At 67.8% G+C, this 23,464-nt stretch carries 23 protein-coding genes; 8 read left to right on the forward strand and 15 right to left on the reverse strand.

The window, feature by feature from the left end:
* Positions 1 to 8: 8 nt before the first annotated feature.
* On the reverse strand, positions 9 to 1,193 hold the full coding sequence (smeD, locus tag ACIGII_RS17790) for a multidrug efflux RND transporter periplasmic adaptor subunit SmeD (protein ID WP_399640696.1): 1,185 nt from the start codon (positions 1,191 to 1,193) through the stop codon (positions 9 to 11).
* 229 nt (positions 1,194 to 1,422) lie between these two features.
* Between smeD and ACIGII_RS17795 the strand changes: the two genes are divergently transcribed.
* Positions 1,423 to 2,091: a TetR family transcriptional regulator gene (locus tag ACIGII_RS17795; RefSeq protein WP_399640699.1), complete on the forward strand. Its 669-nt coding sequence runs from the start codon at positions 1,423 to 1,425 to the stop codon at positions 2,089 to 2,091.
* Between the two features lie 89 nt (positions 2,092 to 2,180).
* On the opposite strand, the gene hslU is transcribed toward ACIGII_RS17795, so the two are convergent.
* The 7 genes from hslU to ACIGII_RS17830 form a co-directional block, all read right to left on the reverse strand.
* Positions 2,181 to 3,554 (reverse strand): ATP-dependent protease ATPase subunit HslU, encoded by a 1,374-nt coding sequence (gene hslU, locus ACIGII_RS17800; protein WP_399640702.1) that lies wholly within the window; start codon positions 3,552 to 3,554, stop codon positions 2,181 to 2,183.
* Positions 3,555 to 3,736: 182 nt separating this feature from the next.
* Positions 3,737 to 4,288, reverse strand: coding sequence for an ATP-dependent protease subunit HslV (gene hslV, locus ACIGII_RS17805; protein ID WP_399640705.1), 552 nt, complete (start codon positions 4,286 to 4,288; stop codon positions 3,737 to 3,739).
* An 89-nt stretch (positions 4,289 to 4,377) separates the two neighbouring features.
* Entirely contained in the window at positions 4,378 to 5,283 is a 906-nt protein-coding gene (gene xerC / locus ACIGII_RS17810) for a tyrosine recombinase XerC (RefSeq protein WP_399640708.1), read from the reverse strand.
* A gap of 22 nt (positions 5,284 to 5,305) precedes the next feature.
* Positions 5,306 to 5,983, reverse strand: a complete 678-nt coding sequence (locus ACIGII_RS17815) for a DUF484 family protein (protein ID WP_399640711.1) — start codon at positions 5,981 to 5,983, stop codon at positions 5,306 to 5,308.
* The gene (gene dapF / locus ACIGII_RS17820; protein WP_399640714.1) at positions 5,980 to 6,831 is read right to left on the reverse strand and encodes a diaminopimelate epimerase; all 852 of its coding nucleotides are present in this window, start codon (positions 6,829 to 6,831) and stop codon (positions 5,980 to 5,982) included. The genes ACIGII_RS17815 and dapF overlap by 4 nt, the downstream gene beginning before the upstream one ends.
* On the reverse strand, positions 6,824 to 7,078 hold the full coding sequence (locus ACIGII_RS17825; protein WP_399640716.1) for a lipoprotein: 255 nt from the start codon (positions 7,076 to 7,078) through the stop codon (positions 6,824 to 6,826). Before ACIGII_RS17825 ends, dapF begins: the two co-directional genes overlap by 8 nt.
* Before the next feature lie 96 nt (positions 7,079 to 7,174).
* A complete protein-coding gene (locus ACIGII_RS17830; RefSeq protein WP_399640781.1) occupies positions 7,175 to 9,259 on the reverse strand; it encodes a S9 family peptidase in 2,085 nt (694 codons plus the stop codon).
* A 112-nt stretch (positions 9,260 to 9,371) separates the two neighbouring features.
* Here ACIGII_RS17830 and ACIGII_RS17835 point away from each other — a divergent pair, with 112 nt between their 5' ends.
* The gene (locus tag ACIGII_RS17835; protein WP_399640719.1) at positions 9,372 to 10,568 is read left to right on the forward strand and encodes a pyridoxal phosphate-dependent aminotransferase; all 1,197 of its coding nucleotides are present in this window, start codon (positions 9,372 to 9,374) and stop codon (positions 10,566 to 10,568) included.
* Positions 10,569 to 10,723: 155 nt separating this feature from the next.
* Here the strand turns inward: ACIGII_RS17835 and ACIGII_RS17840 are convergent, their stop codons facing one another.
* Positions 10,724 to 12,817, reverse strand: coding sequence for a prolyl oligopeptidase family protein (locus ACIGII_RS17840; RefSeq protein ID WP_399640722.1), 2,094 nt, complete (start codon positions 12,815 to 12,817; stop codon positions 10,724 to 10,726).
* Positions 12,818 to 12,851: 34 nt separating this feature from the next.
* Positions 12,852 to 13,208: a hypothetical protein gene (locus tag ACIGII_RS17845; protein WP_399640725.1), complete on the reverse strand. Its 357-nt coding sequence runs from the start codon at positions 13,206 to 13,208 to the stop codon at positions 12,852 to 12,854.
* A gap of 164 nt (positions 13,209 to 13,372) precedes the next feature.
* Between ACIGII_RS17845 and ACIGII_RS17850 the strand changes: the two genes are divergently transcribed.
* Entirely contained in the window at positions 13,373 to 13,975 is a 603-nt protein-coding gene (locus tag ACIGII_RS17850; RefSeq protein WP_399640727.1) for a lipocalin family protein, read from the forward strand.
* Positions 13,976 to 14,054: 79 nt separating this feature from the next.
* Here the strand turns inward: ACIGII_RS17850 and ACIGII_RS17855 are convergent, their stop codons facing one another.
* The 3 genes from ACIGII_RS17855 to ACIGII_RS17865 form a co-directional block, all read right to left on the reverse strand.
* Positions 14,055 to 14,744, reverse strand: a complete 690-nt coding sequence (locus tag ACIGII_RS17855) for a methionine ABC transporter permease (RefSeq protein ID WP_145479139.1) — start codon at positions 14,742 to 14,744, stop codon at positions 14,055 to 14,057.
* Positions 14,741 to 15,748, reverse strand: a complete 1,008-nt coding sequence (locus ACIGII_RS17860) for a methionine ABC transporter ATP-binding protein (protein WP_399640783.1) — start codon at positions 15,746 to 15,748, stop codon at positions 14,741 to 14,743. The genes ACIGII_RS17855 and ACIGII_RS17860 overlap by 4 nt, the downstream gene beginning before the upstream one ends.
* 132 nt (positions 15,749 to 15,880) lie before the next feature.
* Positions 15,881 to 16,777: a DMT family transporter gene (locus tag ACIGII_RS17865; RefSeq protein WP_399640730.1), complete on the reverse strand. Its 897-nt coding sequence runs from the start codon at positions 16,775 to 16,777 to the stop codon at positions 15,881 to 15,883.
* A gap of 78 nt (positions 16,778 to 16,855) precedes the next feature.
* Here ACIGII_RS17865 and ACIGII_RS17870 point away from each other — a divergent pair, with 78 nt between their 5' ends.
* Genes ACIGII_RS17870 through ACIGII_RS17880 form a run of 3 tightly spaced genes read left to right on the forward strand, consistent with a single transcriptional unit; the run spans position 16,856 to position 18,738 of the window.
* Positions 16,856 to 17,338 (forward strand): YajQ family cyclic di-GMP-binding protein, encoded by a 483-nt coding sequence (locus ACIGII_RS17870; RefSeq protein WP_399640732.1) that lies wholly within the window; start codon positions 16,856 to 16,858, stop codon positions 17,336 to 17,338.
* A 6-nt stretch (positions 17,339 to 17,344) separates the two neighbouring features.
* Positions 17,345 to 17,932 (forward strand): DUF1415 domain-containing protein, encoded by a 588-nt coding sequence (locus tag ACIGII_RS17875; RefSeq protein WP_399640735.1) that lies wholly within the window; start codon positions 17,345 to 17,347, stop codon positions 17,930 to 17,932.
* Positions 17,923 to 18,738, forward strand: coding sequence for an SDR family oxidoreductase (locus ACIGII_RS17880; protein ID WP_399640737.1), 816 nt, complete (start codon positions 17,923 to 17,925; stop codon positions 18,736 to 18,738). The genes ACIGII_RS17875 and ACIGII_RS17880 overlap by 10 nt, the downstream gene beginning before the upstream one ends.
* Before the next feature lie 118 nt (positions 18,739 to 18,856).
* Here ACIGII_RS17880 and ACIGII_RS17885 read toward each other — a convergent pair whose 3' ends face one another.
* On the reverse strand, positions 18,857 to 20,893 hold the full coding sequence (locus ACIGII_RS17885; protein WP_399640740.1) for a M3 family metallopeptidase: 2,037 nt from the start codon (positions 20,891 to 20,893) through the stop codon (positions 18,857 to 18,859).
* Positions 20,894 to 21,005: 112 nt separating this feature from the next.
* On the reverse strand, positions 21,006 to 22,118 hold the full coding sequence (locus ACIGII_RS17890; RefSeq protein WP_399640742.1) for a PLP-dependent cysteine synthase family protein: 1,113 nt from the start codon (positions 22,116 to 22,118) through the stop codon (positions 21,006 to 21,008).
* A 102-nt stretch (positions 22,119 to 22,220) separates the two neighbouring features.
* Between ACIGII_RS17890 and gloA the strand changes: the two genes are divergently transcribed.
* Entirely contained in the window at positions 22,221 to 22,748 is a 528-nt protein-coding gene (gene gloA, locus ACIGII_RS17895; RefSeq protein WP_399640745.1) for a lactoylglutathione lyase, read from the forward strand.
* Between the two features lie 242 nt (positions 22,749 to 22,990).
* The gene (locus ACIGII_RS17900; protein WP_399640748.1) at positions 22,991 to 23,425 is read left to right on the forward strand and encodes a VOC family protein; all 435 of its coding nucleotides are present in this window, start codon (positions 22,991 to 22,993) and stop codon (positions 23,423 to 23,425) included.
* Positions 23,426 to 23,464: the final 39 nt, after the last annotated feature.

A 23,464-nucleotide genomic window follows, 5' to 3' on the forward strand; every position in this document is an offset into this window, starting at 1 on the left:
GTCTCCGCTTACTGCTTTTCGGCCGGCGCGGCGGCCGCGGCAGGCGCCGACGGCGTGGCCGGCGCGGCGCCCATTTCGGTGGCCTGCACGGGCATGCCCGGCTGGATCTTCTGCAGGCCTTCGACGATGACCTTGTCACCGGCCTTCAGGCCGTCCTCGACCAGCCAGGCGCTGCCCACTGCGCGGCTGACCTTGACCGGACGCACCTCGACCTTGCCGTCCTTGCCGACCACCATTGCGGTCGTGTCGCCCTTGGCGTCGCGGGCAATGCCCTGCATCGGCACCAGCAGGCCGTTGTCGCGCACGCCGCTGCCGACCTTGGCGCGGACGTACATGCCGGGCATCAGCACCTGGTCGGGATTGGCCACCTTGACCCGCAGCGCGTAACTGCCGGTGCTGGGGTCGACGCTGACTTCGGCAAACTCCAGCGTGCCCTTGTGGGCGAATTCACTGCCGTCATCGAGCAGGATCGTGACCGGCAGGGTCTGGTTGTCCTGCAGGCGGCCGTTGGCCAGCTCGCGGCGCAGCTGCAGCAGTTCGCTGGCCGATTGGGTCAGGTCGACGTAGATCGGGTCGAGTTGCTGCACGGTGGCCAGTGCGTCGGCCTGGCCAGCACTCACCAGCGCGCCCTGGGTGACCGAGGACTTGCCGATGCGGCCGCTGATCGGCGCGGTGATGCGGGCAAAGCCCAGGGTGACATTGGCGGCGTCGAGCGCGGCCCTGGCAGCACCGACATCGGCTTCGGCCTGCTTCTGCGCGGCCACGGCATTTTCCAGGTCCTGCTGGCTGACCGCATCGACCTTGGCCAGCTCGCTGATGCGCCTGGCGCTCAGGCGGGCGGCATTGGCGGTGGCCTCGGCCCGTGCCAGCTGGGCGCGGGCGCTGTTGGCCTGCGCCCGATAGCTGGCGTCGTCGACCTGGTACAGCGGCTGGCCGGCGGTGACCAGGCCACCTTCGGTGAACAGCCGCTTGGCGACGATGCCACTCACCTGCGGGCGGACTTCGGCCACCAGGAACGCGTTGGTGCGGCCGGGCAGCTCGCGGGTGAGGCTGACCTGGCCGGCCTTCAGGGTGGCGACGGTGACCTGGCCGGGGCCGCCCTGCGGGCCTTGCGGTTCACCGCCGCCGCATGCGGAAAGGGCCAGGGCAACCGCGAGCGACAACGCGGGAAGACGGTACGGGAGTGAGGGCATGGCGGGGACTCGCGGCAAGCAGGAAGAAATGGGCTGACCTGCCATCGACGAACCGGGATACCGGGCCACGACACGCCAGCCATGCAGGGGGTGATCCCGCGCCGGGTCCGCGCGTCCGGGTGCGCGCGGTCCTGGCCTGGATCAGTGGGCGGTAAATATACATACATGCATGTTTGTTTGTAAACGGGTACAATTCATGCCGGTTTCATCCAGCACGTGCACAAGCGCCATGGCCAGAAAAACCAAAGAAGCGGCGCAGGCCACCCGGGAGGGCATCCTGGATGCGGCCCAGGCCTGCTTTCACGAATCCGGGGTCGCCGGCACCAGCCTGGCGATGATCGGCGAGCGTGCGGGCTATACCCGCGGCGCGGTGTACTGGCACTTCAAGAACAAGTCGGAAGTGCTCACGGCGATGATCGATCGCGAGCGCATTCCGTTCATCGAGCGCCTGCGGCGCACGGCATCGTCCAAGCGCACCACCCCGGTGCGCGACCTGCGCTCGGCGCTGCTGGTGTCATTCCAGGAAATTGCCGAGGACGAGCGGCTGCGCAACATGCTGGAGATCATGCTGCGCAACGATCTGTCGGTGGAAAGCCAGGCCATGCAGGACATGCAGCGCGAGATGTCGCGCGAGGAGCTGGCGATCTTCGCCGCGGCCCTGCAGCGCGCGCGCGACCTGGGCCAGCTGCGCGCCGGCGTGGAGGTGGACACGGTGGCGCGCATCATCAGCACCAGCCTGACCGGTGTGCTGTACAGCGCGATGCTGGAGCCGGACCTGTTCGACCTGCAGCGCGACGGCACCCAGACCCTGGACGCGATCTTCAGCGCCTTCGTGGTGCCGGGCGTGTTCGTCCCCGGCTCACCGCCGGAAGCGCTACCGACCGACGACGAGGCGTAACGCCGCGTAGCGCCACGCCCTGCGTGGCTGCGCAACAAAAAAGGCGACACCGAAGTGTCGCCTTTTCGTGGGCCGTTCCGTCGAACCGGTTACAGGATGTACCGGCTCAGGTCCGGGTCCTTGACCAGCTCGCCCAGGTGCTTGTCCACGTACGCCTTGTCGATGGCGATGGTTTCGCCGTCGCGGTCGGGCGCTTCGTAGCTGAGCGAATCGAGCAGGCGTTCCAGCACCGTGTGCAGGCGGCGGGCGCCGATGTTTTCCTGGCGCTCGTTGACCTGGAAGGCGATCTCGGCCAGGCGGTCCACCGCATCGGCGGTGAAGTTCACCGCAACGCCCTCGGTCTGCAGCAGGGCTTCGTACTGCTTGGTCAGTGCCGCCTTCGGTTCGGTCAGGATCCGCACGAAATCGTCCTTGCTCAGCGCGCCCAGTTCCACCCGGATCGGAAAACGTCCCTGCAGCTCCGGAATCAGGTCACTCGGCTTGGCCAGGTGGAACGCGCCGGAGGCGATGAACAGGATGTGGTCGGTCTTGACCGTGCCGTACTTGGTCGACACGTTGGAGCCTTCCACCAGCGGCAGCAGGTCGCGCTGCACGCCTTCGCGCGAGACGTCGCCGCCACCGACGTTGTCGCCGCGCTTGGCAACCTTGTCGATTTCGTCGATGAACACGATGCCGTGCTGCTCGCAGGCCTCGATCGCCGCGGCGCGGATATCGTCTTCGTTGACCAGCTTGCCGGCTTCTTCTTCGACCAGCAGCGGCCGCGCCGCCTTGATGCTCAGCGTACGCTTCTGCGCCTTGCCGCCGCCCAGGTTGGAGAACATCTGGCGCAGCTGCTGGCCCATCTCCTCCATGCCCGGCGGGGTCATGATGTCCACCCCGACATTGGCGCTGACTTCCAGCTCGATCTCGCGCTCATCCAGCTCGCCGTTGCGCAGCATGCGGCGGAACTTGATCCGGGTTTCATTGTCCTGCGCCGACGGCTCGTTGCGCGCCGCCTCCGGGTCGAAACCGATGCCACCGGCACGGCGCGGCAGCAGCGCATCAAGGATGCGGTCTTCGGCGCGCTCCTCGGCCTGGTTGCGCACGCGCACCTTGGCCTGCTCGCGGTACAGCTTGACCGCCGTATCGGCCAGGTCGCGGATGATCTGCTCGACGTCCTTGCCAACGTAGCCGACCTCGGTGAAGCGGGTGGCTTCGACCTTCACGAACGGTGCATTGGCCAGCGTCGCCAGGCGGCGCGCGATCTCGGTCTTGCCGACGCCGGTCGGGCCGATCATCAGGATGTTCTTGGGCATGACTTCATCGCGCAGCTCGGCCGGCAGCTGCATGCGTCGCCAGCGGTTGCGCAGCGCGATGGCCACCGCGCGCTTGGCGTCGTGCTGGCCGACGATGTGCCGGTCCAGTTCCTGCACGATTTCGCGCGGGGTCATGGTGGCGGAGGAAACTTCGATCTTGTGCGGCATGGGGTGGGTGCTCACAGGGAATGGGGGGAACCGTGCAGGCGACGCTTTGCCTGCTGGAGGAATCCCGCGCTGAGGCGGTCACGGGTCACGACGTAACGGTGAGGCAGCGCCGGCCGTTGATCGGCATCCGACACCGCCTGGGCCGGCCAATGGCCGGCGCTACCGGGCTGCAACGCTTCGCGTTACAGCTCCTCCACCACGACGTTGCGGTTGGTGTAGATGCAGATGTCACCGGCAATGTTGATCGCTTCGCTGGCGATGGTGCGTGCGTCCAGTTCGGTGTGCGCCATCAACGCGCGTGCGGCCGACAGGGCGTACGAGCCACCGGAACCGATCGCGATGATGCCGTCTTCCGGCTCGATCACATCGCCGGTGCCGCTGATGATCAGCGAGGTCTCGGTGTCGGCCACGGCCAGCAGCGCCTCCAGCTTGCCGAGGCGTCGCTCGGTGCGCCAATCCTTGGCCAGTTCCACCGCGGCGCGGGTCAGCTGGCCATGCTTCTCCAGCTTGGCTTCAAACAATTCGAACAGGGTGAACGCGTCAGCGGCAGCACCGGCGAACCCGGCCAGTACCTGGCCGTCGCGGCCCAGTCGGCGCACCTTGCGCGCGTTGCCCTTCATCACCGTGTGGCCCAGCGTGACCTGGCCGTCGCCGGCAATGGCCACATGCGCGCCGCGACGGACGCAGACGATGGTGGTGGCGTGAAATACGGTGGGATTCTGACTGGGATCCATGGAGCCTCCGGGGTGCGTTCGAGGGACATGGGGCCACCCGCCGCTGCCATCAACCCTGCAGGTGAAGCTGCCGTTCAGCGGCGGCGCCTTCAGCCGCCCGACGGCGCACCGTCATCGGGCTGCCGGCGCCGCTTGGCGCGCGGGTGCGATGCGTCGTACACCTTGGCCAGGTGCTGGAAATCCAGGTGGGTGTAGATCTGCGTGGTGGCGATGTCGGCATGCCCCAGCAGCTCCTGCACGCCGCGCAGGTCACCCGACGATTCGAGGATATGGCTGGCGAAACTGTGCCGCAGCATGTGCGGGTGCACGTGCTTGAACAGACCCTGGCGCTGGGCCAGCTGTCGGATGCGGATCTGCACCGCGCGCTGGGTGATCGGACCGCCCTTGCGCCCGGGAAACACCGGCTGGCCGTCACCGCCGCCGCTTTCCGCACGCCACCCCGACAGCGCCTCGCGGGCGTGCGAACCGAACGGCACGCGGCGTTGGCGGTTGCCCTTGCCGAGCACGTTGACCAGGCCCGTGGCGAAATCCAGGTCGCGCCAGATCAGGGCGCACAGTTCGCTCAGGCGCAGCCCGGAGGAATAGAACAACTCCAGCAGCGCACGATCACGCATGCCCAACGGCGCATCGGTGGGCAGCTCGACCAGGCGCACTGCCTCATCGGCATCGAGGACCTGCGGCAGCTTGCGCGGCGCCTTCGGGGCCTTCAGCCCCGCGGCGGGGCTGGCTGCAATTCGCTGGTGCTTCAACAGCCAGGCGTAGAAGCTGCGGCACGCCGACAACCGCCGTTGCAGCGACTTCGGCGCCAGCCCGCGGCGGTGTTCGTCGGCGATGAACTGGCGCAGCTGCGCGCCATCCAGCATTTCGGTCCGGGCCTCATGGGCAGACGCCCAGGTGCCCAGCGCCTCCAGGTCGCGCCGGTAGGCGTCCAGCGTGTGCGCCGAGGCACGGCGCTCCACCTGCAGGTAGCCGAGGAAGTCCTGGACGGCGTTCATGTGCTCGCTCGTCCGGGCAGGCTCAGGCCGGATCGAACCGCTTGAGCGCCACGACCAGCGCTTCGCCCATCATGCGCAGGAACAACGTGCCCATGCCGGGATAGAAGCGGTTGCCATCGTGGCTGCCGACCGCGATCAGACCGACGCCGGGCAGCGGCAGCAACGCGCTGGACTGCACCTCGTCGACACGTCCGCCATACAGCACGGCGTTCTTTTCCGGCTGCAGCCGGCCGCAGATCGGCTCACCGTCCTTCAGGCAGTCACGGAACGAGGCCAGCAGCGGGCTGCCCTCCTCGACCACCTGCAACCACGGCGCCTGTTCCAGGCCCGGCACCGGGTGCAGCACCACCAGGCGAACCAGGTCGCCGGCGAAGTCCTCTTCCAGCGAAGCCGCCATCGCCCGCAGGGTGTCGGCGGCGTTGTCCTGCTTCATCAGCGCCAGGGTAAGCTGATGGGTACGCACGGCCAGGCGTTCGTTGACCTGCGCATTGGCGGCCAGGTCGGCCAGCCGCCGCGACAGTTCGCGGTTCTTGTCGCGCAGCACTTCCAGCTGGTAGCTGGCCAGCGATGCGGTCGGACCGTCATCGCGCGGCACCACCAGGGTCAACGCCAGGTCCGGGAACTGCTTCAGGAACGTCGGGTGCCGGCGCAGCCACGCCGCGACCTCGTGCGCTCCAATCTTCTCGACGGTCTCGCTCATGCGTTCCACTCCCCTTCGAAGACGAATGCAGCCGGGCCGGACATCACCACCTGGGCGTCGTCGCTGGGCCAGCGCAGGCGCAGCTCGCCACCCGGCAGTGACACGCTGGCGTCGCGCTGCAGGCGACCGCGCTGCATCATCACCACCGCAGCGGCACAGGCGCCGCTGCCGCAGGCCAGGGTTTCGCCAACGCCGCGCTCGAACACGCGCAGGCGGGCATGCTGCGGGTCGATGACCTGCACGAAGCCGACATTGACCGACTGCGGAAACGTGGCGTGCTGCTGCAGCAGCGGACCCAGCCGTTCCACCGGAGCGGCATCGACCAGGCCGACTTCGATCACCGCATGCGGATTGCCCATGGACACCGCGCCGAAGCGGACGGTGTCGCCCTGCAGGGGCAGCAGGTATTCCTCGCGGGCACGGGCAAAACCCAGCAGCGGCACCTGCTCCGGTTCGAAGCGCGGCACGCCCATGGCCACCGCGTAGTGGTCATCGCCGATGCGTTCGATGGCATGGGTGGCCAAGGGGCTGTCGATGGTGAAGCGTTCGCCCTGCGCGGCGCCGTCCCGCACGAGCCAGGCGGCCACGCAGCGCGCGCCGTTGCCGCACTGTTCGGACTGCGAACCGTCTGAATTCCAGATGCGATAGGACGCCACCGAGCCGTCCGCGCGCGGCGGCTCGATGGTCAGGATCTGGTCGCAGCCGACGCCGGTGTGGCGATCGGCCAGCTGTGCGGCCAACGCCGGGGTGGGCGCCGGGGTGCCATCGCGCAGGTCGAGCACGACGAAGTCGTTGCCCGCGCCGTGCATCTTGCTGAAGCGCAGCGCGGTGGAAGCGGCCTTACTCATCCCCGTCGTCGTCACTGGCATTGTCGAGCTGCGGCTCGACCGGATCCGGCACCACCGGCGGGTCGTCGGTGGCATTGGTGGCTTCGGGCACGGTCGCCGCGTCGGTGGCGGGTTCCACTGCCTGGTCTTCCACCGGCACCGGCTTCTGCGGCATCACCAGCGGGCCCTTGTTGCCGCAGGCCGAAAGGAACAGCAGCGCCAGCGCTGCCAACGGAATCAGGATGCGATTGCGATGGGGGATGCTCATTGGCCGAGTATAACGGGGGTAAAGCAGGCCCGTGTGCCGATTCAATGAACGGGCCGGGGCGGCGCCTGCAGCACGGCGCCCCGGCCCTGGGCCGGGTCAGTGCGAGGCGGCGTCCACGCCCAGCTGGTCCAGCACGAACGCGTACGATTCGGCCAGCTCCCGGTAGCGCTGGAAACGGCCGGACTTGCCACCGTGGCCGGCTTCCATGTTCGTGCGGAACACGATCGGCAGGCTGCCGGTGTTGTGGTCACGCAGGCGCGCCACCCACTTGGCCGGCTCCCAGTACTGCACCTGCGAATCCCACAGCCCGGTGCCGACGAACAGCGACGGGTAGGCCTGGCGCGCGACGTTGTCGTAGGGCGAGTAGGTCAGCATGTAGTCGTAGAACTCGCGCTGCTCGGGGTTGCCCCACTCGTCGTACTCGTTGGTGGTCAGCGGAATGGTCGGGTCGAGCATGGTGGTGACCACGTCCACGAACGGCACCTGCGCCACCATCACCCGGTAGTCCTGCGGCGCCTGGTTGGCCACCGCGCCCATCAGCAGCCCGCCGGCGCTGCCACCGGACGCGGCCACGCGGTCCGGGGCGGCGTAGCCCTGGCGGACCAGCTCGCGGGTGACGTCGACGAAATCGTTGAAGGTGTTCTGCTTGTTCAGCAGCTTGCCGTCGTCGTACCAGGCGCGGCCCATTTCCTCACCGCCGCGGATGTGGGCGATGGCATACACCACGCCGCGGTCCAGCAGGCTGACCACGGTCTGGTTGAATCCCGGATCCATGGACATGCCGTAGCTGCCGTAGGCGTACTGGTACAGCGCGGCGCTGCCATCCTTCCTGAAGCCGTTGCGGTAGACCAGCGACACCGGCACCTTGACCCCGTCGCGTGCGGTCACCCAGACCCGTTCGGTGGTGTATTGCGTGGGGTCATAGCCGATCACCGGCTGCTGCTTGAGTTGGCGACGTTCGCCGGTGACGGTGTTGAGCTCATAGGTGGTGGTCGGCGTGGTCAGCGAGGTATAGGCATAGCGCAGCCATGGCGTGTCCGCTTCGGGATTGGCGGCCAGGCCCATCGAGTACGCCGGTTCATCGGCCTTGACGTAGTCCTGGCGCCCATCGGCGAACAACAGGCGCACCCGTTCCAGCGCGTTGGAGCGCTCGGCAATGGCAGTGAAGCCGTCGAACAGCTCGAAGCCCTCCACCAGCACCTTGTCGTCGTGCGCGACCCAGTCGGTCCACTGGCTGCGTGCGGTGGCGTCGCTCGGCGCGGTGACGATCTTGAAGTTCTTCGCGCCCGCGTCGTTGGTGCGGATCACCCAGCGCCCGGCGAAATGATCGGCGTCGTATTCCACATCGCGGGCGCGCGGTGCCAGCACGGTGAACTGGCGTGGGTCGGCGGCCGGCGCGTAACGCACTTCGGAGCTGACCGTGCTGTGCAGTTCGATGGTGAGGTAGTTGTCGTCGCGGGTGCGGCCCACGCCCATGTAGAAGCTGTCGTCCTTTTCTTCGTAGACCAGCACGTCGCTGCTCACCGGCGTCCCCAGCACGTGCTTCTTCACCCGTACGGTGAGCAGTGTCTCCGGATCGTTCTCCACGTAAAACAGGGTGCGGTTGTCGTCGGCCCAGACCACGTTGGCCGACACGTTCTCGATGCGGTCCGGCAGCACCTCGCCGGTGCGCAGGTCCTTGAAGCGGATCACGTACTGGCGCCGACCCACCGCATCCTCGGCCCAGGCCAGCAGCTGGTTGTCCTGGCTGACCTCGGCGTCGTCGACGCTGAAGTAGCCCTTGCCGGCCGCCATCTGGTTGATGTCGAGCAGGATTTCTTCGGGCGCTTCCATGCCGCCCTTGCGGCGCGCCTGGATCGGGTAATCCTTGCCGGTCTCGAAACGGGTGTAATACCAGTACCCGCGCTCACGCGCAGGCACGCTGGCGTCGTCCTGCTTGATGCGGCCGACGATCTCCTTGTACAGCGTGTCCTGCACGGGCTTGAGCGGCGCCATCACCTGGTCGGTGTACGCGTTTTCCGCATTCAGGTAGGCCAGCATCGCCGGTGCTTCGCGCTTGTCGTCGCGCAGCCAATAGTAATCATCGGTGCGGGTGGCACCGAACGGGGCCGTCACCACGTGCGGATGCTTCTCGGCGTCGGGTGGGGTGAGCGCGGGGGCGGCATGCACGGAAGCGGTCATCAGGCTGGCAACCAGGAAAGAGACGGTGGGATTCACGAAATAAGGCTCCTTGCCCGCGAATGCAATGGTGGGCGTCCAGTCTAGCCCGCGGGCGCTCGCCTATCATGGGCGCATGAACTACAGCCGCCGCAGCCACGACATCGCCCCCTTCCATGTGATGTCCCTGCTCGCCCGCGCCCAGGCGCTGGAGCAGCAGGGCCATGATGTGATCCATCTGGAGATCGGCGAACCCGATTTCACCACCGCCGACCCGATCGTGCGTGCCGGCCAGGCCGCACTGGCCGCCGGGCACACCCGCTACACCGCCGCGCGCGGCCTGCCGGCGCTGCGCGCCGCCATCGCCACGTTCTATGGCACCCGCCATGACCTGGACCTGGACCCGGACCGGATACTGGTCACGCCGGGCGGCTCCGGCGCGCTGCTGCTGGCCAGCAGCCTGCTGGTCGACCCGGACCGGCACTGGTTGCTGGCCGACCCGGGTTACCCGTGCAATCGCCACTTCCTGCGGCTGGTGGAAGGTGCCGCGCAGCTGGTGCCGGTCGGCCCGCAGACTGCTTATCAGCTGACCCCGTCGTTGGTGGACGCCCACTGGAACGCGGCCAGCGTCGGTGCGCTGGTGGCCTCGCCGGCCAACCCGACCGGCACGGTGCTCGCCGCGGCGCAGCTGGCGGCGTTGTCGCAGTCGCTGAAGGACCGCGGTGGACACCTGGTGGTGGACGAGATCTACCACGGCCTCACCTACGGCATGGACGCGGCCAGCGTGCTGCAGGTGGATGACGATGCCTTCGTGCTCAACAGCTTCTCCAAGTACTTCGGCATGACCGGCTGGCGGCTGGGCTGGCTGGTGGCACCGCCGCAGGCCGTACCGGAGCTGGAGAAACTGGCGCAGAACCTGTACATCAGCGCGTCCAGCATCGCCCAGCATGCCGCGCTGGCCTGTTTCGAGGCGGACACGATCGCGATCTTCGAGCAGCGCCGCCATGCCTTCCAGGCACGTCGCGACTATCTGCTGCCGGCGCTGCGCGCGTTGGGCTTCCGCATCGAGGTGGAACCGGAGGGCGCGTTCTATCTGTATTGCGACGTCAGCGCGTTCACCGATGACGCGCAGGCGTTCTGCGCCCATTTCCTGGACACCGAGCACGTCGCATTCACCCCCGGCCTGGACTTTGGCCATTACCGCGCGAACCAGCATGTGCGCCTGGCGTACACGCAGGAAATTCCACGGCTGGAAGAGGCGGTGGCACGGGTCGCACGCGGCCTGGAAAGCTGGAAACGCACCGACCAACGGTCGGCGCCTACCGCCCGGTAGGTACAAAAAAACGCCGCGCATTACGCGCGGCGTTCAAAAGGGGTGGAGCCAACCAGACGCCCCACCACCCGGAGACGTCCACCGACCAACGGTCGGTGGCTACCAACGGTCGGCGGCTGCCGTCGGTAGGTGCCGACCGTTGGTCGGCACACTGCTTATTTCAGGCGCTCCCAGAGGAACGCGTACGCCAGCGCCGACATGTGGGCGGCCTGCGCGTTGTTCGCCGCGCCACCGTGGCCGCCTTCGATGTTCTCGTAGTAGGTCACGTCCTTACCGGCCGCGATCATCTTCGCCGCCATCTTGCGCGCATGGCCCGGGTGGACGCGGTCATCGCGGGTCGAGGTGGTGAACAGCACCGGCGGGTAGGTCTTGGCCGGATCGAACAGATGGTACGGCGAGAAGGTCTGGATGTACGCCCAGTCGGCCGTGTCCGGATTGCCGTACTCGGCCATCCACGACGCACCGGCCAGCAGATGGCTGTAGCGCTTCATGTCCAGCAGCGGCACCTGCACCACCACCGCCCCGAACAGCTCCGGGTACTGGGTGAGCATGTTGCCGGTGAGCAGGCCGCCGTTGCTGCCGCCCTGCACGCCCAGGTGCTTCGGCGACGTGATCTTCCGGCTGACCAGATCGCGCGCGACGGCGGCCATGTCCTCATACGCCTTGTGCCGGTTCTGCTTCAGCGCCGCCTGGTGCCAGCGCGGGCCGTATTCGCCGCCGCCGCGGATGTTGGCCACCACGTACACGCCGCCCTTTTCCAGCCAGGCGCGGCCCATGCCACCGGAATACGACGGGGTCAGCGAGATCTCGAAGCCACCGTAGCCATACAGCAGGGTCGGGTTGGCGCCATCCCGCTTCATGTCCTTGGCGTGCACCACGAAGTACGGCACGCGGGTACCGTCCTTGCTGGTGGCGAAGTGCTGCTCGATGACCTTGCCGTCGGCATCGAAGAACGCCGGCATGGTCTTGAGCACTTCCGGCTGCCTGCCGATCTCGGCCAGGGCCAGCGTGGTCGGGGTCAGGTAGTCGGTGACGGTCATCCACACCGCGTCGCTTTCATCGGCGTCCACCGCGCCCACCGCGATCGTGCCGAAGGACGGCGCGCCGGTGAAGTCGCTCTTCTCCCAGCCCTTCGCGGTGGGGGTGAGCACCTGCAGGCGGCTCTTCACGTCGTCCAGCACGTTGAGCACCAGGTGGTTCTTCGTCCAGCTCGACCCCGCCAGCGAGGTGGTGTCGGTGGGGGCGAACAGCACGTCGAAGTCGCGCTTGCCGGCCATGAAGTCATCCAGCCGGGTCACCAGCAGCGAGCCGGCGGCGTAGGTCCTGCCGCCCACGGTCCACGGTTCGCGCAGTTCCAGGGTCAGCCACTCCCGGCGCAGCCCCTTCTCCGCCGAGTTCGGCGCATCGATCCGGGTCAGCGTGCCATCGTCGGCGCGCAGATACAGTTCATTGTTGTAGAACGCCAGGGTGCGGCTGACCAGGTTGCGCTCGAAGCCGGGGGTATCGTCGTGCATGGCCGCGATGTACATGTCATCGGGCTTGCCCTCGTAGACCACGCTGGCGGCGGTCATCGGCGTGCCGCGCTTCCACAGCTTGGCCACGCGCGGGTAGCCGGAGGTGGTCATGCTGTCCTTGCCGAAATCGGTATAGACGAACACGGTGTCGCGATCGATCCAGCCCAGCCCGCCCTTGGATTCCGGGCGGAAGAAGCCGTCCTTGATCCAGGTCTTGTTGGCCAGGTCGAATTCGCGGGTGACGTCGGCGTCGGCGCCGCCGCGCGACAGCGCGATCAGGCAGCGGCTGTAGTCGGGGCGCAGGCACTCGGCGCCGTGCCACACCCAGTTTTCACCTTCAGCCTTGTTCAGCGCGTCCAGGTCTAGCACGGTTTCCCACGCCGGCGCGGGCTTGCGGTACTCCTCCAGGGTGGTGCGGCGCCATACGCCGCGCTCGTGCTGCTTGTCCTTCCAGAAGTTGTAGTAGTACTCGCCGATCTTCTGCACGCCGGGGATCTTGGCGTCCGAGTCGAGCACCTCGCGGATGCTGGCTTCCATCTGCTTGAACGCCGGGGTCTGGGCCAGGCGGCCTTCCGATGCGGCGTTCTGCTGCTTGACCCAGTCCAGCGCCTTGTCGCCAGTGACATCTTCCAGCCAGGCATACGGATCTGCAGGGGTTTCAGCGGCCATGGCGGTTCCGGCCATGCCAGCGGAGAACAGGCCTGCCATCAGGCAGGCGGAAGCGAGTCGGGACATTGCGGCTCCAGTCGGTCATATCCCCCCGACGCTATCACACGGCCTGCCCGGCTCCCCCCTGTCGAAGGTCAGGGCGCGCCCGGCGCGGGCGCAGCGGGGCGCGGCGCCGTGCCTGCGGCCCCCGTCGCCGCTGCCCGTGCCAGGCCAGCAACGTCGCCGGCAGGCGGAATCGGTAGAGGCTCCACCAGGCCAGGCACGGCATGGCCACCAGCCACATCGGCAACCAGCCCAGCCATTCACTGCTGCCACGTGCTGCCGGCCACACCAGGACCAGGGCCAGACCGGCCAGGGCCAGCTGGCGAATGCCCCGCAGGACGCGGGGATCGGGAGCCTGCAGGGCACGGGCGCTGGAGCGCGGGGTGCCGGAACGGCGCGAAGACGACAGGGTCATGACAGGGCTCCATGCGAAAGTGATGCGCCACCTTGCCGTGCTGCCATCTCACAGGCTGCGACCTTCGCATTCCCGCCATTGACGTTCTCTTCCGTCCCACCCACCATGCCTGCAGCCACCCTGACCGACCCACGGCCCGTACCACCACTGGAGCTTTTCGCCGCATGTCTTCGACCCGCCCGCTTCGCGTTGTCCTGCTGCTGTCGACGCTGTCGCTGCTGTCCGCCTGTGCATTTGGCGACAGCAAGCCAACGCCTGCGCCGTCGGTCAGCACCCCGGCCAGCGCGCCGATCGACCTGCAGCGGTTCATGGGCACCTGGTACGTGATCGGCCGCGTGCCGAACCCGGTTGAACGCGGCCATGTGGCCAGTGTGAACCGGTACAGCCTGCGCGGCGACCAGAAGGTGGCGATCACCTATTCGTTCCGCGACGGCTTCTCCGAGCCGCTGCAGCAGATCACCGTGCGTGCATCGGTGGACGAAGAGAGCGGCAACCACAACTGGCGGACCTGGTTCTACAAAGTGGTGCCGACCCATACCCGCGTGCTGGAAGTGGCGCCGGACTACTCCTGGGCGATGCTGGGCTACCCGGGCCGCGAAATGGCGTGGATCTTCGCGCGCACGCCGGACATGGACAAGGACCTGTACAAAGAGCTGGCGACCCGCCTGCGCGACGACTACGGGGTCAACACCGACAAGCTCAAGCGCGTGCCGCAGCACCGCGAGCAGGTGGACCGGCTGGGCTACGAGGTGCCGAACGTAAGGTGATCAGGCCGGCCAACGTCATTTCAAATCCGCATGTAATCATCCGGCCGGCGTTTGGACCGACCGGAGCCGCGCTTCAGGATTACTTGCGCGAGTAACGCGCCACCAGCCAGTCGCCCAGCATCTGCAGCAGCTGCACCAGCACCAGCAGCAGCACCACGGTGACCAGCGCCACGTCGGTATGCGAGCGCTGGTAGCCGTCGCGGAAGGCCAGGTCACCCAGGCCCCCGGAACCAATCGCACCGCCCATCGCGGTAAAGCCGATCAGCGCGATCACGGTGACCGTGGCGCCGGCGATCAGGCCGGGCCGCGCTTCGGGCAGCAGGACGCGGCTGACCAGCTGCCAGGTGGTGGCACCCATCGCCTGGCTGGCCTCGATCACGCCCCGGTCCACTTCGCGCAGCGCGGTTTCCACCAGGCGCGCGTAGAACGGTGCGGCACCGATCACCAGCGGCACGATCGCGCCGCGCACGCCGAGCGAGGTGCCCATCATCCACAGCGTGATCGGAATCAACACGATCATCAGGATGATGAAGGGCACCGAGCGCAGCAGGTTGACCAGCAACGCCAGCCCGCCATACAGCACCGGCTTGCGGTGCAGCTGCGGCGACCCGGTCAGGAACAGCAGCACGCCCAGCGGCAGCCCGATGGCCAGGGTCAGCGGCAGCGAACCGGCCAGCATCAGCAGGGTGTCGACGGTGGCCTGGCCGATGTCGGCCCACTTGCCCGCGTCGAGATGGCGGAAGAAACCGCCTGCGGTAGCCAGGTTCATCGGCGCAGTTCCTCCAGGTGGACGCCGGCGGCCACGAAGCCGGCCTGCGCGGCCTGCACGTCGCCGCCCACCAGCGACACGGTCAGCTGGCCATACGGGGTGTCCTTGATGCGGTCGATGCGTCCGGACAGGATGTTGTAGTCCACCCCGGTTTCGCGGGCAATCCGCCCCAGTACCGGTTCGTAGGTATCGGTGCCGAGGAAGGTCAGGCGCACGATGCGCCCGGCCACGGCATCGAAGTCCTTGTGCAGCTCACCCTCGTCGACCTGTTCGGACTCGTTGACGAACCGCCGGGTGGTCGGGTGCTGCGGGTGCAGGAAGACCTCGGTGACCGGACCGGTCTCGACCAGGTGGCCGGCATCGAGCACGGCCACGCGGTCGCAGACGCGGCGGATCACGTCCATTTCGTGGGTGATCAGCACAATGGTCAGGCCCAGCTCGCGGTTGATCCTGCCGAGCAGCTTCAGCACCGATGCGGTGGTCTGGGGGTCCAGGGCACTGGTCGCTTCATCACAGAGCAGGATCTGCGGGCGCGTGGCCAGCGCGCGGGCAATGCCGACACGCTGCTTCTGGCCACCGGACAGCTGCGCCGGGTATTTGCTGGCATGCGCCTCCAGGCCCACGGTCTGCAGCAGCTCGGCCACCCGCGCCTCGATCTCCGCGCGCGGGGTGCCGGCCAGCTCCAGCGGGAACGCGACATTGGCGGCCACCGTGCGCGAGGACAGCAGGTTGAAGTGCTGGAAGATCATGCCGATCTTCCGGCGCAGCGCGCGCAGCCCGTCGCGGTCCAGCGCGGTGACGTCTTCGCCATTGATCAGCAGGCGCCCGCCGCTGGGCTCTTCTAGCCGGTTGATCAAGCGGATCAGGGTGGATTTGCCCGCGCCGGAATGGCCGATGATGCCGAACACTTCGCCGGCCTCGATGGTCAGGTCCAGCGGCTGCAGCGCGGCGATCGCGCGGCCCCCGACGGCATAGGATTTGTGCAGGCGCTGGAACTCGATCACTTCGCGGTCAACCGGGGCATCGACGGGAGGGGGCGTGCAGCCTACCAGCGCGGGACGGCCCTGGCCCGCGCGGCAGCAGCGAATCATATTCCGTTTGCTTATAAGGCGATGTCCTCGCCCGCCCGGCGGGCCTCAGGGGTGGTCCAGCGGCTGCGGGGCGGTCACCTTGCGGACCCGCTCGCGGTGCAGCAGGTACAGCCCGGAGGCCACGATGATCGCCGCGCCCAGCCAGGTATAGCGGTCGGGCAGCGCGCCCCAGAACAGCAGGTCCCAGCCGATCACCCAGACCAGCCCGGTGTACTCCAGCGGGGCGATCATGGAGGCCTCGCCCAGCTGGAAGGCCCGGGTCAGCGCGACCTGGCCGCCGGCCCCGGCCAGGCCCATGCCGGCGATAAGGCCCGCATGACCGAGCTGCAGCGGTTGCCAGTCCGGGATCGCCAGCAGCCCGGCGCCCAGCGCCAGCAGCACCAGGAACCACACCACCATGGATTGCGGGGTATCGGTGCGGGTCAGCATGCTCACGGTGATGGCTGCGACCGCATACGCGGTGGCGGCCAGCAGCACCATCAGCCCGGGAATGGAAATGAACCCGCCCACGCCGGGACGCAGCACCACCAGCACCCCGACCAGGCCGATGCCGATGGCAATCCAGCGCCGCGGGCCCACCTGCTCCCCCAGCAACGGCACCGACAGCGCGGCGATCAGCAGCGGCGCCACGAAGTAGATGGTGTAGGCGGTGGACAGCGGCAGGCTGCGCAGGGCGAACACGAAGCAGCCGATCATGGCCATGCCCAGCACCCCGCGCAGCAGGTGCAGGCCCCAGCGCACCGGGATCAGCGAGCGCGGCCCGGCCGTGGCCAGCACCCAGACCAGCACGAACGGCAGCGACGCCGCCCCGCGCAGGAAGGTCACCTGCAGGGTCGAATAGCTGGCCGACAGCTGCTTCATGCCCGCGTCCATCAGCGAGAAGCAGGCCACCGCCAGCAACATCCAGGCCACGGCGCGGGTAGGGGAGCGTTGGGTATCCATGCGCCATTATCGCCGCCCATGCCGGGGCGTGCATGCGCGGTTGGTTAGAATGGGGACTTCACCCGCAGGAGAATCCCCATGCCCTCGTTTGACGTCGTGTCCGAAGTGGACATCCACGAACTGACCAACGCGGTCGACCAGGCCAACCGCGAGCTGTCCACCCGCTTCGACTTCAAGGGCGTGGACGCGAAGTTCGTGCTGGAGGACAGCGTGATCAACCAGTCCGCGCCGAGCGACTTCCAGCTCCAGCAGATGACCGACATCCTGCGCCAGCGCCTGACCGCGCGGAAGATCGATGCGGCCTGCCTGGAATTCGGCGACATCGAAACCAACCTGGCCGGCGCGCGCCAGAAGATCACCGTCAAGCAGGGCATCGAGCAGAAGGTGGCCAAGAAGATCGCGGCCAAGATCAAGGAAGCCAAGCTCAAGGTGGACACCCAGATCAACGGCGACAAGCTGCGCGTGACCGGCAAGAAGCGCGACGACCTGCAGGACGCCATCGCCCTGCTGAAGAAGGAAAGCTTCGAGGTTCCGCTGCAGTACGACAACTTCCGCGATTGATCGGCCATGAATGACACGCCCGCCATCGACGGCAGCGACGCGCCCGACCCCATCGCCGAGACCCGCACGTGGCTCGAGCAGATCGTGATCGGCCTGAACCTGTGCCCGTTCGCCAAGGCGGTGTATGTGAAGGACCAGGTGCGCTTCGTGCTCAGCGATGCCACCACGGTCGAAGCCCTGGTGGAGGAACTGGCCGAGGAACTGGTGCTGCTGCGCGACACCCCGGCCGAGCAGATCGACACCACGCTGATCGTGCACCCGGACGTGCTCACCGATTTCCTGGACTACAACGACTTCCTCGACAACGCCGACGCGGCGATCGAGGCGCTGGACCTGCAGGGCATCCTGCAGGTGGCCAGCTTCCACCCGCAGTACCAGTTCGAGGGTGTGGCCCCGGATGACGTGAGCAATTACACCAACCGCGCGCCCTACCCGACCCTGCACCTGCTGCGCGAGGACAGCGTGGAGCGGGCGGTCGCCGCGTTCCCGGACCCGGACGTGATCGTCCAGCGCAACATCGAAACCCTGGATAAGCTGGGCATCGAAGGCTGGACCCGCCTGCTCGGGCGCAAGGACACGCCGCGATGCCACTGACCCCGTCGATCAGCGACTGGCCGGCACAGCCGCTGCGCGATCGGGTGGTGATCGTCACCGGCGGCGCGCAGGGCGTGGGCCGCGGCATCGCGCAGGCGGTGCTGGGCGCTGGCGGCAGCGTGATGATCGCCGACCTGGACGCCGACGCCGGCCGCGCCTGCCTGAAGGAATGGGCACTGCCCGAGCGCACCGCATTCCAGCGCGCGGACGTGGCCAGCGAACGCAGCGTGCAGGCGCTGGTGAGGGCCACGCTGAAACGGTTCGGTCGTATCGATGGCCTGGTCAACAACGCCGGCATTGCCAGCGCGCATGGCACGCCGCTGGCGGAGATGCCACTGGCCGAATGGCAGCGCCGCCTGTCCAGCCTGCACGGCGCCTTCCTGTGCAGCAAGCATGCGCTGGCCGCGTTGCGCGAACAGGCGGCCGACAAACGCGGCGGGGCCATCCTCAACATCGCCTCGACCCGCGCGTGGCAGTCCGAAGCGGACAGCGAAGCCTATGCGGCCGCGAAGGGCGGGTTGGTGGCGTTCACCCACGCATTGGCGATCAGCAGCGGACCGCAGGTGCGGGTCAACAGCATCAGCCCGGGATGGATCACTACCGACGCCTGGCAGGCCCCGGCACGGCGGCGTGCGCCGAAGCTGTCGCGCCGCGACCACGCGCAACATGCGGTGGGGCGTGTTGGCCAACCGGAAGATATCGGTGCGCTCGCGGTGTTCCTGCTCTCGGACCTGTCCGGTTTCATCACCGGGCAGGACCACATCGTCGATGGCGGCATGAGCCGCACGATGATCTACGCCGAGTGATTCACCGCCGTGCCGACCAACGGTCGGCACCTACCTTGATCAGCGGTACGTGTGCACCAACGCTCGGCACCTGCCCCAATCGCCGGTAGGTACCGACCGTTGGTCGGTACGCCTCGCATCAACCGGCCATGCCGTTGTGGCGCAACAACGCGTCCACGTTCGGTGCACGCCCGCGGAACGCGGCGAAATTCTCGGCTGCACTGCGGCTGCCGCCCCGCGACAACACTTCATCGCGGAAGCGCCTGCCCGTTTCGGCCACCTGCCCCGGTGCTTCCTCGAACGCCGCATACGCATCGGCGCTGAGCACTTCGGCCCACTTGTAGCTGTAATAGCCCGCCGCATACCCGCCGGCAAAAATGTGGCTGAACTGGTGCGGGAAGCGATTCCACTCGGGTGGGCGATTGACCGCCACCTCGTCGCGCACGCGTTCCAGCAGCTGCAGCACGCTGTCCTGGGTCGGGTCGAAGCTGCTGTGCAGCTGCATGTCGAACAGCGCGAATTCCAGCTGGCGCACGGTGAACATGCCGCTCTGGAAGTTGCGTGCGGCCAGCATGCGGTCGAACAGCGCGCGCGGCAGCGGCTCGCCACTGTCCACGTGGGCGGTCATCTGCTGCACGCGGTCCCACTCCCAGCAGAAGTTCTCCATGAACTGGCTCGGCAGCTCCACCGCGTCCCATTCCACCCCGTTGATGCCGGCCACGCCGAGCTCGCCGATGCGGGTGAGCAGCTGGTGCAGGCCATGCCCCATTTCATGGAACAGCGTGGTGACTTCGTTGTGGCTGAAGGTCGATACCCTGCCCTCGGCGCCCTTGCCGAAGTTGCACACCAGGTACACCAGCGGCGTCTGCACGCCCTGCGCGGTCTCGCGACGGTTGCGGCAGTCGTCCATCCACGCCCCGCCACGCTTGCCTTCGCGCGCGTACAGGTCCAGGTAGAACTGGCCGACCAGCGCGCCCTGCGCGTCGACCACGCGGAAGAAGCGTACGTCCGGGTGCCACACCGGCGCCTGGTCCGGCTGTACCTGCAGGCCGTACAGGCTGTGGATGACATCGAACAGACCGGCCAGCACCTTCGGTTCGGTGAAGTACTGCTTCACTTCCTGCTCGGAATAGCTGTAGCGCGCCTGTTTCAGCTTTTCCGCGGCGAATGCCAGGTCCCAGGCGTCCAATGCCGGAAGACCGAGTTCATCGCGCGCGAAGGCCTCCAGCTCGGCACGGTCGCGCTGTGCATACGGCTTGGCGCGTGCCGCCAGGTCGCGCAGGAAGCCGAGGACCTGCGGCGCGTCGTCGGCCATCTTGGTGGCGATGGAGTACTCGGCGTAGCTGGCGAACCCCAGCAGCGCGGCCAGCTCGGCGCGCAGCGCGAGGATGCGGTCGATGTTCGCGCTGTTGTCCAGCGTCGCATCGCCAAATTCCGAGGCACGCAGCGCGTTGGCGCGGTACAGCGCCTCGCGCAGCGGCCGGTGTTCGGCGTAGGTCTGCACCGGCAGGTAGCACGGCATCTGCAGGGTGAGCTTCCAGCCCGGCAGACCGGCTTTTTCGGCGGCAGCGCGGGCGGCGACCACCACGTCTTCAGGCAGGCCGGCCAATTCGCTGCGGTCTTCCACATGCAGCGACCACGCATCGGTGGCGTCGAGCACGTTCTGCGAGAACGTCGCCGACAGCGCCGAGAGTTCCTCGCGGATTGCGCTGTAGCGGGCCTTGCCGGCGTCATCCAGCTCGGCACCGCCGAGGCGGAAATCGCGCAGTGCGTTGTCCAGCACCTTGCGCCGGGCCGGGTCGTACTGCGCCGCTTCCGCAGTAGCCGCCAGCGCACGGTACTGCTGGAACAGCGCCAGGTTCTGGCCCAGCGCACTGCCGAAGCGGGTCACCTTGGGCAGGTTGGTGTTGTACGCCTCGCGCAGCTCCGGCGTATTGACCACCGCCTGCAGGTGGCCGACCTGGCCCCAGGCACGCCACAGGCGCTCGGTGGCATCGTCCAGCGGCTCGACGAAGGTGGCCCAGCTCACCGGCTGCACGGTCTCGGCTGCCTTCACTGCCGCTTCCGCCTCGGCCAGCAGGGTATCGATGGCCGGGCCGACATGCGCGGGCTGGATCGCATCGAAACGGGGCAGGCCGGAAAAATCGAGCAGGGGGTTGGCGGGGGTCACAGGCATCTCCAGGCAACGGGGCCGCATGCGCGGCATTCCCTCACCATATGGCACTGGGTCCGGCCGGTCACAAGGCCTGAGCACCACCGATTCGGGGCGGTTCACCGGTGGGCGTGGCTCAGTACAGGGTTTCCAGTGCGGCGCTGGGCAGCTCGGGCAGGCCCTGCCCGGCCACTGCCGCTGCGATGACCGCGTCGGCCTGGTCCACGTCGATGCCCTGCCGCGGGTACCAGTCCGGGTTGTAATAGCTGTGCGCGTAACGCTCGCCGCTGTCGCACAGGATGGTCACGATCGAGCCGCTGCGCCCGGCCGCACGCATGCGCTCGGCCGCATGCAGCACGCCGATGAAATTGGTCCCGGTCGACCCGCCTACGCGGCGCCCGAGCTGCCGGCTGACGTGGCGCATGGCCGCCAGGCTGAGCGCATCGGGCACCTTGACCATTGCGTCCACGCTGGTCGGAATGAAGCTGGACTCCACCCGGGGCCGGCCGATGCCTTCCACCCGCGAGCCGCCCGTGCAGGTCAGCTCGCGCCATGGCTCGCCGGCCAGGGCAGCGCGATAGCCGTCGAAGAAGATCGACACTTCCGGATCCGCGCACAGGATGCGGGTGTCGTGCCGCCGGTAGCTGACGTAGCGCCCCAGCGTGGCGGCGGTGCCCCCGGTACCGGGACTGCACACGATCCATTCCGGTACCGGGTGCGGCTCCTCGGCCATCTGCTTGAAGATGGATTCGGCAATATTGTTGTTGGCGCGCCAGTCGGTGGCGCGCTCGGCGTAGGTGAACTGGTCCATGAAATGGCCGCCGGTTTCCTGCGCCAGCCGTTCCGACGCGCCGTTCAGGCCGCAGGCGCGCTCGACCAGATGGCAGCGCCCCCCGTGGAACTCGATCGCGGCGATCTTTTCAGGCGAGGTGGTGGCGGGCATCACCGCGATGAACGGCAACCCCAGCAGGCGGGCGAAGTACGCCTCGGACACCGCAGTGGAGCCGCTGGAGGCCTCGATCACCGGGCGCCCCTCGCGCAGCCAGCCATTGGCCAGCGCATACAGGAACAGCGAGCGCGCCAGGCGATGCTTCAGGCTGCCGGTCGGATGGCTGGATTCATCCTTGAAATACAGCTCGATGCCCGGGTGCCCCGGCAGGTCCATCGGAATCAGGTGGGTGTCGGCCGAGCGGTTGAAATCGGCTTCGATCTTGCGGATGGCGGCGGCCACCCATTCACGCTGCGACATGTCGACGACGGGCCAGGAAGATGCAGCATTCTACGTCGCCTTGCCGCTGCGCCGCTAAAATGAACGGCCAGCCGCGTTGCGCGGCCCTCCACAGGATCCCCCATGAGCCTTGCGTCCCTGCAGTCCCAGCCCGGCGTGGCCGCCCAGCCGCCGGCCGAAACCACCGGCTTCGTTTTCAACCACACCATGCTGCGGGTGAAGGATGCCGCCGCGTCGCTGGATTTCTACACCCGCGTGCTTGGCTTCCGCCTGCTCGACCAGCGCGATTTCCCCGAGGCCGAGTTCAGCCTGTATTTCCTGGCCCTGCTGCCGGCCGGTACGCCCGTCCCGGAAGATGACAGCGCGCGCCGCCTCTGGATGGCCGGCCTGCCGGGCGTACTGGAACTGACGCACAACCACGGCACCGAGACGCAGGACGGCCCGGTGTACCACGATGGCAACCAGGACCCGCGCGGCTTCGGCCACATCTGCGTGTCCGTGCCGGACATCCACGCGGCCTGCAGGCGCTTCGACGACCTGCAGGTGCCCTACCAGAAGCGCCTGGAAGACGGCCGCATGAAGCACCTGGCCTTCATCAAGGACCCGGACGGCTATTGGGTGGAAATCATCTCCAATACCCCGCGGGCCTGATCGCCTGGGGCGGGCCACGACCAACGGTCGTGGCCTACCGTTGCCCGCGGCCGGCGGTCGTGGCCCACCGTTGCCCGCGGCCGGCGGCGTGATCCGCCAGGCATGCGCGGCGCCGGTGCTGCAACCCGCCCGTCTCCGCCGGGAAGCCGGTAGGTTACGACCGTTGGTCGTAACCGGGCCAAGACGTTCCCTGAATCCCTCCGGTGGTATACCTGCGCTCCTTCCCAGCCGAAGGACATCGCATGGACACCATGGAACTGCACCGCGGTCGACTGATCGACCACCTGCAACTGATCGTGCGCGACCTGCCCGCCAGCCGCCGTTTCTACCAGGCGGTGTTCGACACCGTGGGCATTCCGATCGCCGGCGAAGGCGATGACTACTTCTGGGCCGACGAGCTGTTCGTCTCCACCGCCAGCAGCGACGCCGCCGCCGGCGAGCTGACCGGCCGCCACCACCTGGCCTTCCAGGCCCGCGACCGCGCCACCGTCGACGCCTTCCACGCCGCCGCCCTTGCCGCCGGCGGCAAGGACAACGGCGCCCCGGGCGAGCGGCCCTACCACCCGGGCTATTACGCCGCCTTCGCCATCGATCCGGACGGCAACAACATTGAAGTGGTCTTCCACGGCCCGGCCGATTACAGCGCCGACTCTGTGAAGGTCACCTTCGAACGCTGAGCGGAAGGGTCGCCCGTCACTCCGTATCGCTACGCCCTG

Source organism: Stenotrophomonas sp. NPDC077420, from assembly GCF_044543385.1.
GTDB lineage: Bacteria > Pseudomonadota > Gammaproteobacteria > Xanthomonadales > Xanthomonadaceae > Stenotrophomonas.